Raw genomic sequence first — 14,968 nt, 5'->3', positions numbered from 1 at the left:
GCCAATAAATAGACTCCGTAAAAAAAATAAAAACTGTTTTAAATTTAATTATTTCGATGATTATTCCTTAATTTTATGATGGCATATCCCAAATGACTTACTAAACACTAACTATGAAAAAAGCATTAATGCTTGCTTATATATTGCTTGCCATTATTGACTTAATCAATTGTACAATACCAGGACAAGAAATTAGTATATGGTTACGGCCAATTCAGATGATTGTTTTACTACTTTGGGTAAATCAACTGAAGTTAAACGTTAAGCGTGCTATTGTTATTAGTTTTTCATTATTGATTGCGGCTGTCTTAGATTATTTATTTTATAAATACGGAGCTGCCATTGAATCAAAACTTATTTTACTTCTACTTATCAAGCATGGCTTCTTTCTGTATTTACTCTATGGAGATATAGGCAAACTTAAATTAAGCAAAAAACTCATGCGATGGACATTTAATTATACCCTTATCTTTATAATAATTTGTACACTTGTTGGAGGGAAGAGTAATATCTTGGCTTATATTTTGTCAGTTCAGGTTGCTATTGTTTTATTATTAATTTCATTAAAGAAAAGTGATACTGATATTTTCAGACAGAAATACTTGGGATATTGTTTAATGATTTTTTCGTTGATATTTGGAAAAATTCTGTTATCTGATTCTCGTTGGTTTATTGAAGCAATCAGCCGATTTTCGATAGTGCTTGGTCATTTATTATTTATCGCAGGGTTAAGCGACGTTAAATTTAAACTTTCTTATTTATCATATCTTAATTTGAGAAAAACGTAAGGAAGGAATGTCTAAATTTCAAAAACAAATACTCTTTGTCTATCTTTTGTTATTCATCTATGATTTATACGACTGCACTAAAACTGGATTTGAGGTAAGTCTTTGGTTCAGACCTGTGCAAATGTTGGTTTTATTTATTTTTGTTTATCATCCAAAACTATCGTTTTTAGAATCTTCATTGATTTTTGGTAGTTTATTGCTCACCTCAATAACCGAATATATATTTTATTCTACTGGCTTAGTACATGCAAATACATTAATCGTTCTTTTACTACTCAAAAATTTATGTTTCATCATTATTCTGCAAAATCCTAAAAATAAACTTCGATTTTCGTTGAAGTTATTTCGGTGGATATTCACTTATCTTATTATTTCTATTACGATTTGTCTGTTGGTTGTTGGAAATGAAAACCTATATTTTTATTTGCTCGCTATTCAGTCAGGAATGATTTTATTCTTGATTTCGCTACAAGTCAGAGACTTATCCCTGTTCCGACAAATGTATTTGGGCTATGCACTGGTAATCTTAGCAATGATTTTTGGGAAAATTCTTATTTCAGACTCTCGGTGGTTTATTGAAATTCTTACTCGTTTAGCATTACTTTTAGGGCATCTATTTTTTATATCATCTTTAACAGACCTGAAGTTATTTCCAACGAAATCGAACACTTTGGATAACCAAACCGTTAATTAATCATAGACGAAAATTTTATGATTAGTAAAGAAGAGTTGAGTAAATATAGAACTTTGGGCGATAAAGAAGCTGATGGAATTATCGACCAAATTATTGAGCAATACGGAATTGCTTCTTTGCGTCAACTAATGCCATTTCTCTCTGATTATCAGAATCTTAGTCTTGAAAATCAATTTCCGATTCTTCAAGCATTTTTGTCTGCAAATGCTTCATTACCAAATTTCTACGATAAAAAAAAACTCATTCGAGCAACCGATTTTTACCGAGAAAATCAACAAAATATTGGTCTGATTCTGGGGCTTTATTCGTTGCCATATTGTTATTTGGGTGCGGATGGGGCAAAGGTTTTGTATATGTCGGAGCGAATCAAAAATGACACTTATAAACGTTTGACCGAAACAGGAAATTTTCTGAAAGCCGTAATGAATTATGATAATTGGCAAAGCGAACGAATATTTATAATTTGCTTGAAAGTCAGACTTTTGCATGCAACTATTAGGTATTTTACACTTCATAGCAAACAATGGGATATGGCTTGGGGATACCCGATAAACCAAGAAGATATGTTGGGTACAAATCTTGCTTTTTCGCTCGTGGTGTTGCGTGGAATGGAGAAGCTGGGTTATTCTGTTGATAAATCTTACGAAGATGCTTATATCAATACTTGGAATGTGATTGGTTTTTTGTTGGGAGTAAAGAAAGAAATCATGCCTGAGAGTTATTTAGAAGCTGTAAAAATAGATAAGCTAATTGCCGAACGACAATTTAAGGAGTCGCTTGAAGGTCAGCAACTTACGGCTTCGTTGATGAATGTGGTTCGTTCATTTGCTCCGAGCGAAATTACTGCCAATTTACTGCAATCGCAGTCTCGAATGCTTCTCGGTGAAAAATATGCCAAAATGCTTGGCATTACCGAAACAAATATCCCAAACACTTTGTTGAAAGTATATAATACAACATCGGTTTTGATGTCGAAAATATTTTAGATTGTAAGACAAGTTTCTAACTTGTCTCGTTAGCATCTGAGCCAAAACTTTACCGCAATAACTGACAGGTTGGAAACCTGTGCTACATATTATGACACAAGAGAAAATAAGACAAGCATACACAGAATACGTACTCGAAAATGGTAAGCAGCCCGAGTCAGTATATGCTTTTTGCAAGAAGCTGAAGATAAAAGAAGAAGCTTTTTATGATGAGTATTCTGCGTTTCCACAGATAGAAAGTGAAATTTGGAAGGCTCTTTTCATTGAAGCCCGTGCAGCTGCTGAGCGTGAAGAAGTGTATCAAAATTACTCAGTTCGTGAGAAATTACTGGCTTTTCTTTACACTTGGATTGAGACTTTGAAGAAAAATCGTAGTTATATTCTAAAATCTTACGAAGGTTTTCAGAAGCCAATTTATACCAAACGCAATGTTCAATTAGTTGATTTCAAGGCTTCGTTTTATGATTACGTAAACGAGCTTTTGATGGAGGCCCGTGAAACTCGTGAAGTTGAACAACGCCCGATTCCACAACTAATGCAGCGTTATCCAGACTTATTTTGGGCAAAGACGCTATTTATCCTTGATTTTTGGATAAACGATACAAGCAAGGCCTTTGAGAAGACCGATACAATGATTGAGAAAACCGTCAATACTGCTTTCGATTTATTGGGTCGTTCGCCACTCGATTCGTTATTTGATTTAGGAAAGTTTATTTTTCAGAATAGAAAGTAGAACAAGTTTCCAACTTGTTCATAAAATAAGGAACAAGTCGGGAGACTTGTTTTACAAAACATATGAATTCACAAGAAAGTATCCCCACATCGAAAGTTGCTCGTGCTACGCAATTTGCCAAAGCAGGTGTAAAAGTTGGCGGTAATTATATCAAGCATTACAGCAAAAAAATCTTTGACCCGTCGCTTACAAAAGAGCAACTTCACCAAGAAAATGCCGCTGATGTTTATGATACACTCAGCAATTTGAAAGGTAGTGCCTTGAAAGTGGCTCAGATGATGAGCATGGACAAAAATCTATTGCCACGTGCTTATACCGATAAATTTGCAATGTCGCAATACTCGGCTCCGCCATTGTCGGCACCCTTGGTTATCAAGACTTTCAAGAAGTATTTTGATAAATCGCCTTCTGAAATTTTCGATAAGTTTGATTTGAAAGCCGAAAATGCTGCTTCAATCGGGCAAGTACATAAGGCTGAGAAAAACGGCAAAAAATTGGCCGTAAAGATTCAATACCCAGGCATTGCCGATAGTATTAGTTCGGATTTGAAAATGGCCCGTCCGTTAGCCGTGCAATTATTGAATCTGAATGATGCCGAAATCGACCGTTATTTCAAGGAAGTTGAAGAAAAGCTACTCGAAGAATCGAATTATGATTTAGAATTACAACGTTCGGTCGAAATAACGAATGCGTGTAGCCATATTCCAGATTTGTTTTTTCCGAAATATTATTCAGAATATTCATCGAAAAGAATCTTGACGATGGATTGGATTGAGGGAATGCACTTAAAAGAATTTTTGGATACAAATCCTTCGCAAGAAGTACGAAATAGAATCGGACAAGCCCTCTGGGATTTTTATGATTATCAAATGCACACACTTCGCCAAGTGCATGCTGACCCACACCCTGGCAATTTCTTGATGACACCTGATGGGCGTTTAGGCGTGATAGATTTTGGCTGCGTAAAAGTGATTCCTGAAGATTATTATGACAATTATTTTGCCTTAATAAACCCAGATACGCTCGAAGATGAAGCCGAAATTCAACGAATTTTTTGGACACTGGAGTTTATCGTTGAAGAAGATTCTCCACAAAAACGAGTGTTTTTTTCGGATTTGTTCAAGAAAATGATTGAATTGCTTGGCCGTCCGTTCAACTCAAATACCTTCGATTTTGGACAAGAGGGCTACGTTGATGAAATTTATAATTTCTTTGAATATGTATCGAAATTACCCGAATTGAAAGACTCAAAAGCAGCTCGTGGTTCGCAACATGGTTTGTATGTAAACCGTACGTATTTTGGGCTTTATACAATTTTGAATGATTTGAAAGCAGAAATAAAAACCACTAAACCCGATTGGCTTACGCCAAAGCATTTGAAAGGGGAGTTGGTTTGAGTGTAATGATTTTATTCGCCCCGTAGAGACGTTGCATTGCAATTCCATTGCGGCAACGTCTCTACTTTTTTTATATCAAATAGATTGGATAATTCCATAATTTGCTTTTAGTTTGTTCATACTTTAACCTATAACACTTATGAAAAACCTTAAACTCACACTTGTGCTTTCGTGCCTCTGCATGACACTTTTTGCTCAGAAAAATGCCACAATTTCTTCACCAAATAAGCAAATTACGTTGAAAGTCATTTCGGCCGAAAACGGTAATTTGTCTTATCAAATTTCTTATAAAAACAAGCCAATCATTGAACCTTCAACGCTTGGTTTTGCTTTGAAACGCCCCGAAATTATGTTGAATAAATTTCAGATTGTAGGCGTAGATTCGAGCAGTGTTGATGAAACTTGGAAGCCAGTTTGGGGCGAAGTGAGTAGCATTAGAAATAATTACAAACAGTTGATAGTCAAACTAAAAGACAAGTCAAAAGCTGAGAATTTATTAAATATTATCTTTCGAGTTTTTGATGATGGCGTAGGTTTTCGCTATGATTTTCTACAAGAGTCAGCCATCAAACATTTTATTGTTAAAGATGAATTAACTCAATTTAATCTGGCCGGAAATCATAAAACCTTTTGGATTCCTGGCGATTATGATACCAACGAATATCTATATAATACCACCAAACTAAGCGAAATTGATGCCCTAAAAGCAGCAAAAAAAGAGACTGATATTGCCTTGCAATCAGTGATTGGAACTAACACAGTTCAAACACCTTTGATGATGAAAACCGCCGATGGTGTTTATATTAATATTCACGAAGCGGCTTTGTTGAATTACCCTGCTATGAATATTACGCTTGATAAAGCAACGTTTACTTTCACCTCACATTTAGTGCCTGATGCCGTAGGTAATAAAGCGTATTTGCAAGCACCGTTTCAAACACCGTGGAGAACAATTATTGTGAGCGATAAAGCTACCGAAATACTTTCTTCAAAAACGATTTTAAACCTCAATGAGCCATCAAAAATAACCGATGCTTCGTGGATAAAACCTCAAAAATTTATTGGGATGTGGTGGGAAATGCACGTTGGAAAATCTAATTGGTTTCTGCAAGGCAATAAGCACGGAGCAAATACTGAAAATGTAAAAAAATACATTGATTATGCCGCTAAACATGGTTTCGATGGCGTTTTGGTAGAAGGCTGGAACGAAGGCTGGGAAGATTGGTTTGGTAATTGGAAAGAAAATGTGTTCGATTTTGTAACGCCTTACAGCGATTATAATATCGAAGAATTGACAGCTTATGCCAAAGCCAAAGGTGTGAGAATAATCATGCACCACGAAACGTCGGGCTCGGCTACAAACTATGAGCGTCATTTCGATAAGGCTTATCAGTTTATGAAAGACCATAACATGAACACCGTAAAAACGGGCTATGTCGGGCGAATCATTCCTCGTGGCGAACATCACGATAGCCAATGGATGGTGAATCATTACCAAAGAGTGGCCGAAAAAGCTGCTGAATATAAAATCATGGTCGAGGCTCACGAACCCGTGCATCCAACGGGTTTGCATCGTACTTACCCGAACTGGTTGGCCAATGAAGCGGCTCGAGGAAATGAGTTTAATAATGCCCCAAATCTTGGACTTGTTCCCGAACACGAAACAATTTTACCTTTCACAAGATTAATGGGTGGACCGATGGATTACACGCCAGGTTTCTTACATTTTCAGCTCAATCAATATGATGCCAGCCGCACAACTCGTGTGAAAACTACTTTGGCAAAACAATTGGCTTTGTACGTAACGATGTACAGTCCGCTACAAATGGCGGGCGATTTTCCTGAGAATTTTGATAAACATTTAGATGCGTTTCAGTTCATAAAGGATGTGCCTGTCGATTGGGATGACACAAAAGTTTTAGAAGCAGAACCAGCCGACTATATCACAATTGCTCGTAAGCAAAAAGGCAAAGAAAATTGGTTTCTCGGAGCAATAACCGATGAAAACGCTCGAAAAACCACTCTAAAGCTTGATTTCTTAGAAGAAAATGCTCGATACGAAGCAACAATTTATCAAGACGCCGTTGATGCCGATTGGAAAACAAAGCCAGATGCTTATAATATTGAGAAGAAGATAGTTACGAAAAAGGACGTTCTGAATCTAATACTTGCCAAAGGTGGCGGTTGTGCGATTAGTTTGATGAAGTTGTAAAAAATAAAAAAAGCCGTAGGTTTTCTGAAAAACCTACGGCTTTTTTTATCTCTTTTCTACCACCAAACAAACACTTCCATAAGCAGGAACAACAACTTTGATTCCTTTGCTGGTCAAGGCCGAAAATGCTTTCAGACTTGCGTAATCGGCTGGGCCGCCCGCTACACCTTTCGGGCCAAAACCATTAACAATCACTTTTCTCGAAAATTCACCATTGTCATTGCTTCCTTCGAGACTATACCAATAAAAACGATTTCCAGTATTGAAATTCTTGGTTTTTAGCTCAACATTTTGTGCAATTGATGAAGTATTGAGCAGCGTGACGTTGATTTCTCCCGAACTATAAGTTGAAGCGTAGGCTTTGATGGCTGTCGTAATGAGATTATTTGCCGTGCCAGTAACATTCGATGAAACGAGCCTATCACCAATGTTTTTCTGAAAATAGTACATGTGGTAAAATGATGGACGAGGATTCATGCGTGGGTCGTCGCTGCTACCGCCATCGCTAAAAAGCCCGTGGTCGTTGCCGTTTTCCCAGCCGTTCAGTAAGTCCCAACGAGCAGCCAAACCATATTTGTTTTTAATAGATTCGGCTTGTACGATTATTGCATAAACACCACTTGTGTTTGAAACTTGCTGTTTTTGGTCTCTGGCCCACATATTCCATTCGGTAAATGCAATGGGTTTCATTTCTCCACCATTAATGGCAATTTCATTCGTTACAAACTTCATCATTTTTTCGGGGTGGGCAAGAGCGGCATTCAGAATCGTTGCGGCATTTGAGTTCTCGCCATAGGGCGTAATATAATGATGTACAATATAGAAATCTGCTTTGTTGTTTAGTTCAGGAACTAAAGTTGCATTCCAAGTTTTTGTGGTATTATTTTGCCAATCTTGGGTCGGTGATTCTTGAAAAACAGCACCAATTTTGATTTTCACACCGATTTCGGCTGCTGCTTTACGCATCGAATCGGCAAAAACTTTGAAATGTTGAGCATAAAGTTTTCCTGTCAAAAATTCGGGTTGTCCGTCTTGGTTTTTGCTTACATCAATTCTATATCCTGCTTCCCAATCGGCGTAGTTTTCGTTGCCAACTTCCCAGTATTCGGTGCGACCTTTGTCATATCTTACCCAATCGGCGGCTAATTTTGCTGCCATTGCTACTGGGTTTTTACTTGTTCCGTAACGAGCAAAACTATAATTCACGCAAATACTACCTTTGCTATTGGTCTGGGTCAAAAAATCATAATAATTATCAAGCGAAGCACGCCAATTATCGTTGGTTTTACCATAACCAAACCACGCATCAATTGCCTTGCCATCTTTGTCAATGTACTTGTCAGGAATACCCCAAGTTTTCATAAAATCGGCCGAAGGCGTTTGTCGATTGGTATTATTTGGGTCTTGAGTGGGCGAGGCATTCCAAAAATAGCCATTGCTGCCGCTGCCTGCTGGCCAACGAATGACGTTTGGTTTGAGGTTTTTTACATCAGTAACCAAGCTGGGCGTTCCGACGAGCGTTCCCATCCAAGTATTGGCATTGTGGCCAAATATGTTGCTCGGAATTTTGGTGATAATATCAGAAGCATCAACCGTAACAACATTAATGGCGGTGTTGGGTGGAGTTGCTTCCGTGAATGTGGGAGGAGTAAAAGATTTTGCTTGCCAATTATCCAAGAAAAAGCCCATTGAAGAAGCAATTTTTGGTTCAACAGGTGGAATAATGACAACTGTACTATCTTTTGGGGTATCTGAAGCTACATCAATGATGGTTTTTGAGCATGAAATATAAGATAAACTGACTAAGCCTAAGATTGTACTTACACTAAAGGTCTTCATAATTTTGACGTTTTCTTTCTTTGATTCTTTATATTGATAACAAACGGAGATGAAGTACGTTAGTTATTCATTTGATTGTAGAAAAGAATTGGCCAACGAAAACGTTGACCAATTCGGTTTTATTGGAATACTTCTTAGGTTTAGGTGTTATTTCTTGATAAACATCACATCATCAAAGTATAAAACTTGCGTTTTGTCTGGACCTTTTACTCTCCAGCCAAATTGTTTTAATACTTTCCCTGTTGACCAAAAATCAATATCTGCCAACGGAATTTTATAATAATTCCAAACATTGGCTGCAACTGTAATTTTGTTTTTATCTTCAAACTCACCAAAACCAATTTTCGAGGCATCCGACTGAATCCAGAGGTCAATTGGTACACTTGCACCTTTGATGGCGAACGAAATATACTTAAAGTCAGCGTTGTATTCTAATGATGGCCACCAGTTGCTAAAGGCAGCCAAGTGCCAGTTGCCACCTGCATACGATTTCGACAAAGATTTTTTGCCTGCGAATGCTTGTTCAGAATTAATGATGAGCGGGTCTCCCCAAGAATTGTTGGCGTAGTCTTGCAAGAAATCTTCATCGAAGACCACCAAAGCGTTATCGGCGTTTACAAACTCCATTGATTTGGTTGTTATGGTTCCGCTGGTGTTTGTAATATCCAAAGTTACTTGGCTCAGGTTAGTTGTTGGGAAACGTAAGGTCATTGTTTCGTTACCGATTTTGTCTTTGGTTCTTGAAACAACCGTAACTGCGGTTTTTGTGCCAGTAAACATTACACTCGAAACGTCTTCAAAGTTTTTGCCTTTTAGCGTAATGTCGCCTCTATCAGCTCCGAAGGTAATTTTATCTGTTTCATAAATTGTTGGTTTCGCAATAATCTTGAAATCGAAAGAAGCTTCTCCTTGAAAAGTAACTAATCTAAGTTTGTTATCAACATTTGCACCCGTTGGAGCTTCCCCTGGAAGGCGAATAATCAATGAATTATCGGTATTGTAAGTTGGGTTAAAAGCGGCATCATACCCATTGAAAAATACTTTTTTTACACCACCGATGTTTTTTCCATCTATTACCAAAAGTTTATATGGTTCTGCACCCACAATGCTGCTGTCTTTGTAGCGAGCAATGGTATCGAGTAAATACACTCGGCTGATTGTCGGTGTGCCTTTACTAAAAGTGGGCGTGCCTGGGTCATCTTTTTCGCAAGATGATAATAAGGTTGTTAGCGTGAGCAGTATCAACGAAAACACGCCCAGAAATTTTTCAAATATAATTTTTTGTTCTTTTTTCATTACTTAAATTGTTAAACTGAGGCGATTTTACTCAACTCAAATTCATCAGATAATTAATTAAATTTATAAGGAACAGGCTCTTTTAACAGATTAGGAGCTTGTGCCGTTTCGGTATCTGGAATTGGCAAATAGAATGCCGTAGAAACCAGTTTGAAAGTTGAAGGTGTACGAATGATGAATTCAAATTCACGCTTTTTGGTTGGCGTACCTGTACCCGCTTTTATTCTAATCGCATAGTTTCCTCTTATTTGTTTGCCAATAATATCAACTACTTTTTGGGGTTTGTAGTAATATAACCTTACCAAATCGTACCAAGCATCGCCTTCAACGGCAAACTCGTAGCGTCGTTCGTGGAGCAAGTCATCAATGGTGAAAGATTTTACGGGTGCAAGCATGGCTCTTTCACGAATGGCATTATAATATTTAAGGGCTTCGGGGTCTGATGTTGAGGCATTATTGCCTAAAATTGCTTCGGCATAAATCAAATAAACATCGGCTAAACGCTGCATATATGTATTGTTTGGTGCGTTTTGCTGTTGACCTAAACCTCCGTTATCGTCGGGTGTGCCAACAATGTATTTTTTGAAATTAGCAAAGTTTTCCCAACTATCAGCCGCTGGAACTGGCACTCGATAGCCGCCTTTTGCTTTGGTTATTTCAGGGTAATAGTCGCCAGGAAGCATAAAAGTTGCCTTCCTACGAACCGAATCGGCTGGGTCTAAATTGATTAAGTAATCATAGGAAGCACCATTGCCGGCACCCCAGCCATCTTGAAAACCTGTAATTTGGCTATTAGCCGCAAATTGCGACTGAAACTGATTGCCCGAACCATAGCCGCCATTGCTTACCCATTGCAAACCAAAGAGTTGTTCAGAATTATTATTGTTTGCCGTCAAAAACAAGTCGGCATAATTAGGCATTAATTGATACGCACTATTTAAAATTACATCTTTTGCATAGAACTTGGCACTATCTAAATATGCTTGATTTCTCAGACCATTGGTTGAGCCAAGTCCCGAACGAGTAAGATAGAATCTGGCCAACATCCCTTTGGCCGAATAAGCATTCAGGCGGCCAGTACCAGCGGGAGTGCTGGCGGGCAGTAAATCTTTGGCTGCTTGCAGGTCTCTGATGGCAAATTCCCAAACTGTTTCAACGGTGTTGCGGCGGAGGGTTGTATCAGCACCTTGCTTCAAGTTATCAGTAATAACTGGCACTGCTCCCCAGTTTTGCACCAAATAAGAATAAGCCACACCACGCATATAACGAGCTTCGCCGATTGCTCTTCTTTTGGCTGCTTCCGAAACGGCAGGTTTCGCATAATTATTTACATTATAAATAAGCACGTTTGCCTGTGCAACAATTGAAAAAAACGAATTCCACGAGTTTCTCAAATCTGTATTGGTATTTGATACCGTAAATTGGTAGTATTGTAACCAACTGCCATTATACGGACTTATCATATTTCCTGCACGGCCATCGCCAAAAGCGAGAAGTGCTTGTCCGTTTGAGTCAAACCAAACTTTGTTATATAAGGCGGCTGTTCCAGCGAGTAGTTCGGCATCAGTATTAAAGAAATTCGGTGCTGTTAAATTACCCAACGGAGGCGTATCCAAAAAATCTTCCTTGCAGCTTGTCATTCCTGCCAAGCTCAGGAAGGCGAAGAGGTACTTGATTAAGTTACTTTTTTTCATTTTTTATAAATATTTAATTTATATAAATTTAAATTATAGGTCGAATGACGCTGAAAAAGTGTACATTCTTGATGATGGATAACGACCGTTGTCAAAGCCTGGTACGCCTGCTGAAGTTCCCACTTCTGGGTCATATCCAGAGTATTTGGTGAAAGTAAAAGCATTTTGAATACCGCTCGACAAACGTAATCCATTGATAGGTAAGTATTTCTTTAAAAATACTTTTGGTACATTGTAAGTCAATGCAATGTTTTTTACACGCAAATACGAGCCATCTTCAACGAATTGGTCGGTTGCACGGCCACTATTACCATAGCTTGAGTAGGCAATTCTCGGAACGGTTGTTTCGGGATTTAATAATTTAAGATTCTCGTTCAATACATTACTACTCGGAATCGCAAAATTTGCCGCTTCTTTATATGCACCTTGAATATAATTTCTGAAAGCACTGTTATCGAATCTTAATTGATTGAAGATTTGATTGCCATAAACTCCTTGCATGAAAACCGATAAATCGAAGTTTTTATAAGTAAGATTATTGGTGATACCAAACGTAAATTTAGGCCAAGGATTACCGATAAATGTACGGTCTTTGTCGTCAATTACTTGTACACTTTTACCTAAAACTGGGTCAAAATATTCGGTTTTGTCGATATTGGCATACTTAATATCTCCCACCCAAGCTTCGCCTGGTGCTACGTGTACGTTGGTAGGTAAGGCTGAATTTACCAAATCTTGGTAATCTTGTATTAAACCTTCTGCTTTATAGCCATAAAATTGGAAAAGTGGCTGGCCAATTACCGAACGAGAAATTACTCGGCTAAACCATGGGAAACGGTCAATAATGGCACGGTCGGTGTTGAGTTTCAATAGTTTATTTCTATCAAACGACATATTTCCACCCAGTCTCCACGTAATTCCGTTGGCATCTTTTGCTTTTATCGGAGTGGTATTGATTGAAAAGCCAATTCCTCTGTTTTCCATATCACCGATGTTTACAACTGGAGCTCCAATTCCACCTTGTCCTGCTGTACCTGCGTAAGCTGGTAATGGTAAATCCGTAATCAAATCAGAGGTTCTTCTTACGTAAGCATCAAAAATCACCTGAATACGGTCTTTCAAGAGGTTCATATCAAAACCAATATTGTAAGTTTTTGTGTTTTCCCACTTGATGTCAGGATTTGGGAATCTTCCTGCCAAAAAACCTTGTCCCGATTGCGTAGCCACAGTATTGAGTGGAGCGTAAGTGTTTTTGCCCCAATACTGATTACCCGTCGTACCGAGCTCAAATCGAAGTTTCAAATCGCTTACGAGATTTTGCGTTTGCATAAAAGCCTCTTTTGAAACTCGCCAAGCTACCGAAGCCGATGGGAAATAACCCCAACGGTTGTTAGGACCAAAATACGATGAAGCATCGGCTCTGAATGTTCCTTGAAAAATATATTTATCATCATAAACATATCCCAAACGTGCAAAATAGGATTCTTGCGAATTATCATCTCTTGTACTTCCACTTAATGAAGTTTTAGGGTCGCCGAGGCTCAACTCAGATAAAGCATTGTTGGTAAAGCCCGTTACACGTCCTGATAGTTGTTCGCTAAAACCATACTGAGCTTCATGACCGATTGTGGCATTTACGTTGTGCTTTTTGAATAATTGTTTTGTGTAATTGAGGCGTTGGTTGGCACTCCAATAATAATTATTTCCTGCGTATCTTTCTGAAGTAGAAATTGGGTTTACCGCTCCCAAAGTAAGTGCATTTGCACCAAACGAATAGGATGGGCGGAAAATAGCTCTTGTATCGTTGCCGTAGTTTCCGTTAAATTCTCCGTGTAAAGTAAAATCTTTCAAGAAAGTAAGGTCGGCGTAGATTGTTCCGAAAGTCGTAATACGCTTGAAATCATTGGTATTTGTGTAAGCCAAAGCCACAGGATTGGTGATTTGTGCCGAATAACGCCCAGGCACAACATCTTGTGGGCCACCAAAAGTACCATCTGGATTATAAACGGGTGCATTGGGCGACTGACGAATGGCAGTGCTGATAATGTTATCTTCGTTGATTGAAAGTTTTTCGGCTGTTCCCGAAACCGAAAGGTTCGTTCCGATTTTGAGGTAGCTACGCACTTTACTTTCAACATTCATTCTCAATGATTTTCTTTTGAAACCCGAATTTGGTGCAATCCCTTCTTGGTTCATTAATTCGGCTGAGATATAATACGTAGTTCGCTCATTTCCACCACTTAATGAAAGCTGTTGTTTTTTCATGGCAGCGGTTTTGAAAAGTGCCGATTGCCAGTTTGTACCTTCGCCCAAAATCGAAGGGTCGGCAAATTCAGCATTGAAACCCGAACCAACCATTCTTGCCCAAGCATTGCTGTACTCAGCATATTCACGAAGATTCATCATCGGAAGCTGCTTTGGCAATGACTGGAAATTATACATTGATGTAAAATTAATTTTCGAGTCGCCTGCTTTTCCTTTTTTTGTCGTTACAACAATTACTCCGTTGGCCGCCTTTGAACCATAAATTGATTGTGCCGAAGGCCCACTCAAAACGTTCATTGACTCAATGTCATCGGGGTTGATTGAAGAAATGATATTTGATTGACCATCTGAACCAATTCCTTGTGTAGAAGCATCTTGCGGAATGATTTGCACACCATCAATTACATACATCGGTTGGTTATTTCCGTTGATTGTCGAAAGCCCTCTGATATAAACAGCAGCCGCACCACCAGGTTTTCCTGAGTTGCTTGCCACATAAACGTTGGGTGCTCGGCCTTGCAGGGCTTGGTCCATTGTGGTGTTTACGGTACGTTTCAATTCAAGTTCACCGATGTTTGTCTGAGCTCCCGAAAGCAAACGCTTGCTCGTAGAGCCATAACCCACAACCACCACTTCGTTGAGCGAATTAGCACTTTCTGCCAATGAAATATTGATTACACTTCGGTTATTGATTTTGATTGTTTGCTCATCATAGCCAATCGACGAAACAACTAAAACGCCATCGCTGGCGGCATCAATACTAAAATTTCCCGAAGCATTGGCGGCTGTTCCTGTTTTTGCTCCTTTCACCACCACGCTTGCCCCTGGAATGGCATCTCCGTTCTGCCCTGTTATTTTACCCGAAACTTTTATAACTGTACCAGCCGTTTTTGCGGTTTGGGCATCTGAAAAAGCAGGAATCAATAGAATAGATAAAACAATGACCAACGTACTTTTGAACCGTTGGTAGCTCCTCAATAATGATGCAGAATCATTATGATGTAGATTTTTTTGCATAGTTTTTATGATTAAAAGTTAGTTTTGTATTAGCACTTTTCGAGGAA

Annotated in this window: 10 protein-coding genes; 6 read left to right on the top strand and 4 right to left on the bottom strand. The window is 38.5% G+C overall.

Annotated features, from left to right (window positions below):
* Positions 1-113: 113 nt before the first annotated feature.
* The 6 genes from A6M55_RS15140 to A6M55_RS15115 all read left to right on the top strand — a co-directional run bounded on the left by A6M55_RS15140 (position 114) and on the right by A6M55_RS15115 (position 6,810).
* A complete protein-coding gene (locus tag A6M55_RS15140; RefSeq protein ID WP_064198366.1) occupies positions 114-788 on the top strand; it encodes a hypothetical protein in 675 nt (224 codons plus the stop codon).
* Positions 789-795: 7 nt separating this feature from the next.
* Complete coding sequence (locus A6M55_RS15135) at positions 796-1,482, top strand: hypothetical protein (RefSeq protein WP_064198365.1); 687 nt, start codon at positions 796-798, stop codon at positions 1,480-1,482.
* Positions 1,483-1,499: 17 nt separating this feature from the next.
* The gene (locus A6M55_RS15130) at positions 1,500-2,468 is read left to right on the top strand and encodes an oxygenase MpaB family protein (RefSeq protein ID WP_064198364.1); all 969 of its coding nucleotides are present in this window, start codon (positions 1,500-1,502) and stop codon (positions 2,466-2,468) included.
* Between the two features lie 91 nt (positions 2,469-2,559).
* The gene (locus tag A6M55_RS15125; protein WP_409012490.1) at positions 2,560-3,201 is read left to right on the top strand and encodes a TetR family transcriptional regulator C-terminal domain-containing protein; all 642 of its coding nucleotides are present in this window, start codon (positions 2,560-2,562) and stop codon (positions 3,199-3,201) included.
* A gap of 62 nt (positions 3,202-3,263) precedes the next feature.
* Positions 3,264-4,598 (top strand): AarF/ABC1/UbiB kinase family protein, encoded by a 1,335-nt coding sequence (locus tag A6M55_RS15120; RefSeq protein ID WP_064198363.1) that lies wholly within the window; start codon positions 3,264-3,266, stop codon positions 4,596-4,598.
* 139 nt (positions 4,599-4,737) lie between these two features.
* Positions 4,738-6,810: a glycoside hydrolase family 97 protein gene (locus A6M55_RS15115; protein WP_064198362.1), complete on the top strand. Its 2,073-nt coding sequence runs from the start codon at positions 4,738-4,740 to the stop codon at positions 6,808-6,810.
* 45 nt (positions 6,811-6,855) lie between these two features.
* Here A6M55_RS15115 and A6M55_RS15110 read toward each other — a convergent pair whose 3' ends face one another.
* The 4 genes from A6M55_RS15110 to A6M55_RS15095 form a co-directional block, all read right to left on the bottom strand.
* On the bottom strand, positions 6,856-8,649 hold the full coding sequence (locus A6M55_RS15110; protein WP_064198361.1) for a hypothetical protein: 1,794 nt from the start codon (positions 8,647-8,649) through the stop codon (positions 6,856-6,858).
* A 147-nt stretch (positions 8,650-8,796) separates the two neighbouring features.
* Positions 8,797-9,945, bottom strand: a complete 1,149-nt coding sequence (locus tag A6M55_RS15105; protein WP_064198360.1) for a hypothetical protein — start codon at positions 9,943-9,945, stop codon at positions 8,797-8,799.
* A gap of 53 nt (positions 9,946-9,998) precedes the next feature.
* Positions 9,999-11,639, bottom strand: coding sequence for a RagB/SusD family nutrient uptake outer membrane protein (locus tag A6M55_RS15100; RefSeq protein WP_064198359.1), 1,641 nt, complete (start codon positions 11,637-11,639; stop codon positions 9,999-10,001).
* A 33-nt stretch (positions 11,640-11,672) separates the two neighbouring features.
* Positions 11,673-14,921: a TonB-dependent receptor gene (locus tag A6M55_RS15095; protein ID WP_082893049.1), complete on the bottom strand. Its 3,249-nt coding sequence runs from the start codon at positions 14,919-14,921 to the stop codon at positions 11,673-11,675.
* Between the last annotated feature and the right edge of the window lie 47 nt (positions 14,922-14,968).

The sequence above is a fragment of the Emticicia sp. MM genome, from assembly GCF_001649495.1.
Note: the sequence above shows the minus strand (reverse complement) of the source record. Positions and strands in the feature narration are given on the sequence as shown.

What these genes read in the sequence shown, in the direction of transcription:
- A6M55_RS15105 (WP_064198360.1), bottom strand. Translation starts at nt 9,945, where the DNA reads ATGAAAAAAGAACAAAAAATTATATTTGAAAAATTTCTGGGCGTGTTT.
- A6M55_RS15120 (WP_064198363.1), top strand. Translation starts at nt 3,264, where the DNA reads ATGAATTCACAAGAAAGTATCCCCACATCGAAAGTTGCTCGTGCTACG.
- A6M55_RS15135 (WP_064198365.1), top strand. Translation starts at nt 796, where the DNA reads ATGTCTAAATTTCAAAAACAAATACTCTTTGTCTATCTTTTGTTATTC.
- A6M55_RS15140 (WP_064198366.1), top strand. Translation starts at nt 114, where the DNA reads ATGAAAAAAGCATTAATGCTTGCTTATATATTGCTTGCCATTATTGAC.
- A6M55_RS15125 (WP_409012490.1), top strand. Translation starts at nt 2,560, where the DNA reads ATGACACAAGAGAAAATAAGACAAGCATACACAGAATACGTACTCGAA.
- A6M55_RS15100 (WP_064198359.1), bottom strand. Translation starts at nt 11,639, where the DNA reads ATGAAAAAAAGTAACTTAATCAAGTACCTCTTCGCCTTCCTGAGCTTG.
- A6M55_RS15095 (WP_082893049.1), bottom strand. Translation starts at nt 14,921, where the DNA reads ATGCAAAAAAATCTACATCATAATGATTCTGCATCATTATTGAGGAGC.
- A6M55_RS15110 (WP_064198361.1), bottom strand. Translation starts at nt 8,649, where the DNA reads ATGAAGACCTTTAGTGTAAGTACAATCTTAGGCTTAGTCAGTTTATCT.
- A6M55_RS15115 (WP_064198362.1), top strand. Translation starts at nt 4,738, where the DNA reads ATGAAAAACCTTAAACTCACACTTGTGCTTTCGTGCCTCTGCATGACA.
- A6M55_RS15130 (WP_064198364.1), top strand. Translation starts at nt 1,500, where the DNA reads ATGATTAGTAAAGAAGAGTTGAGTAAATATAGAACTTTGGGCGATAAA.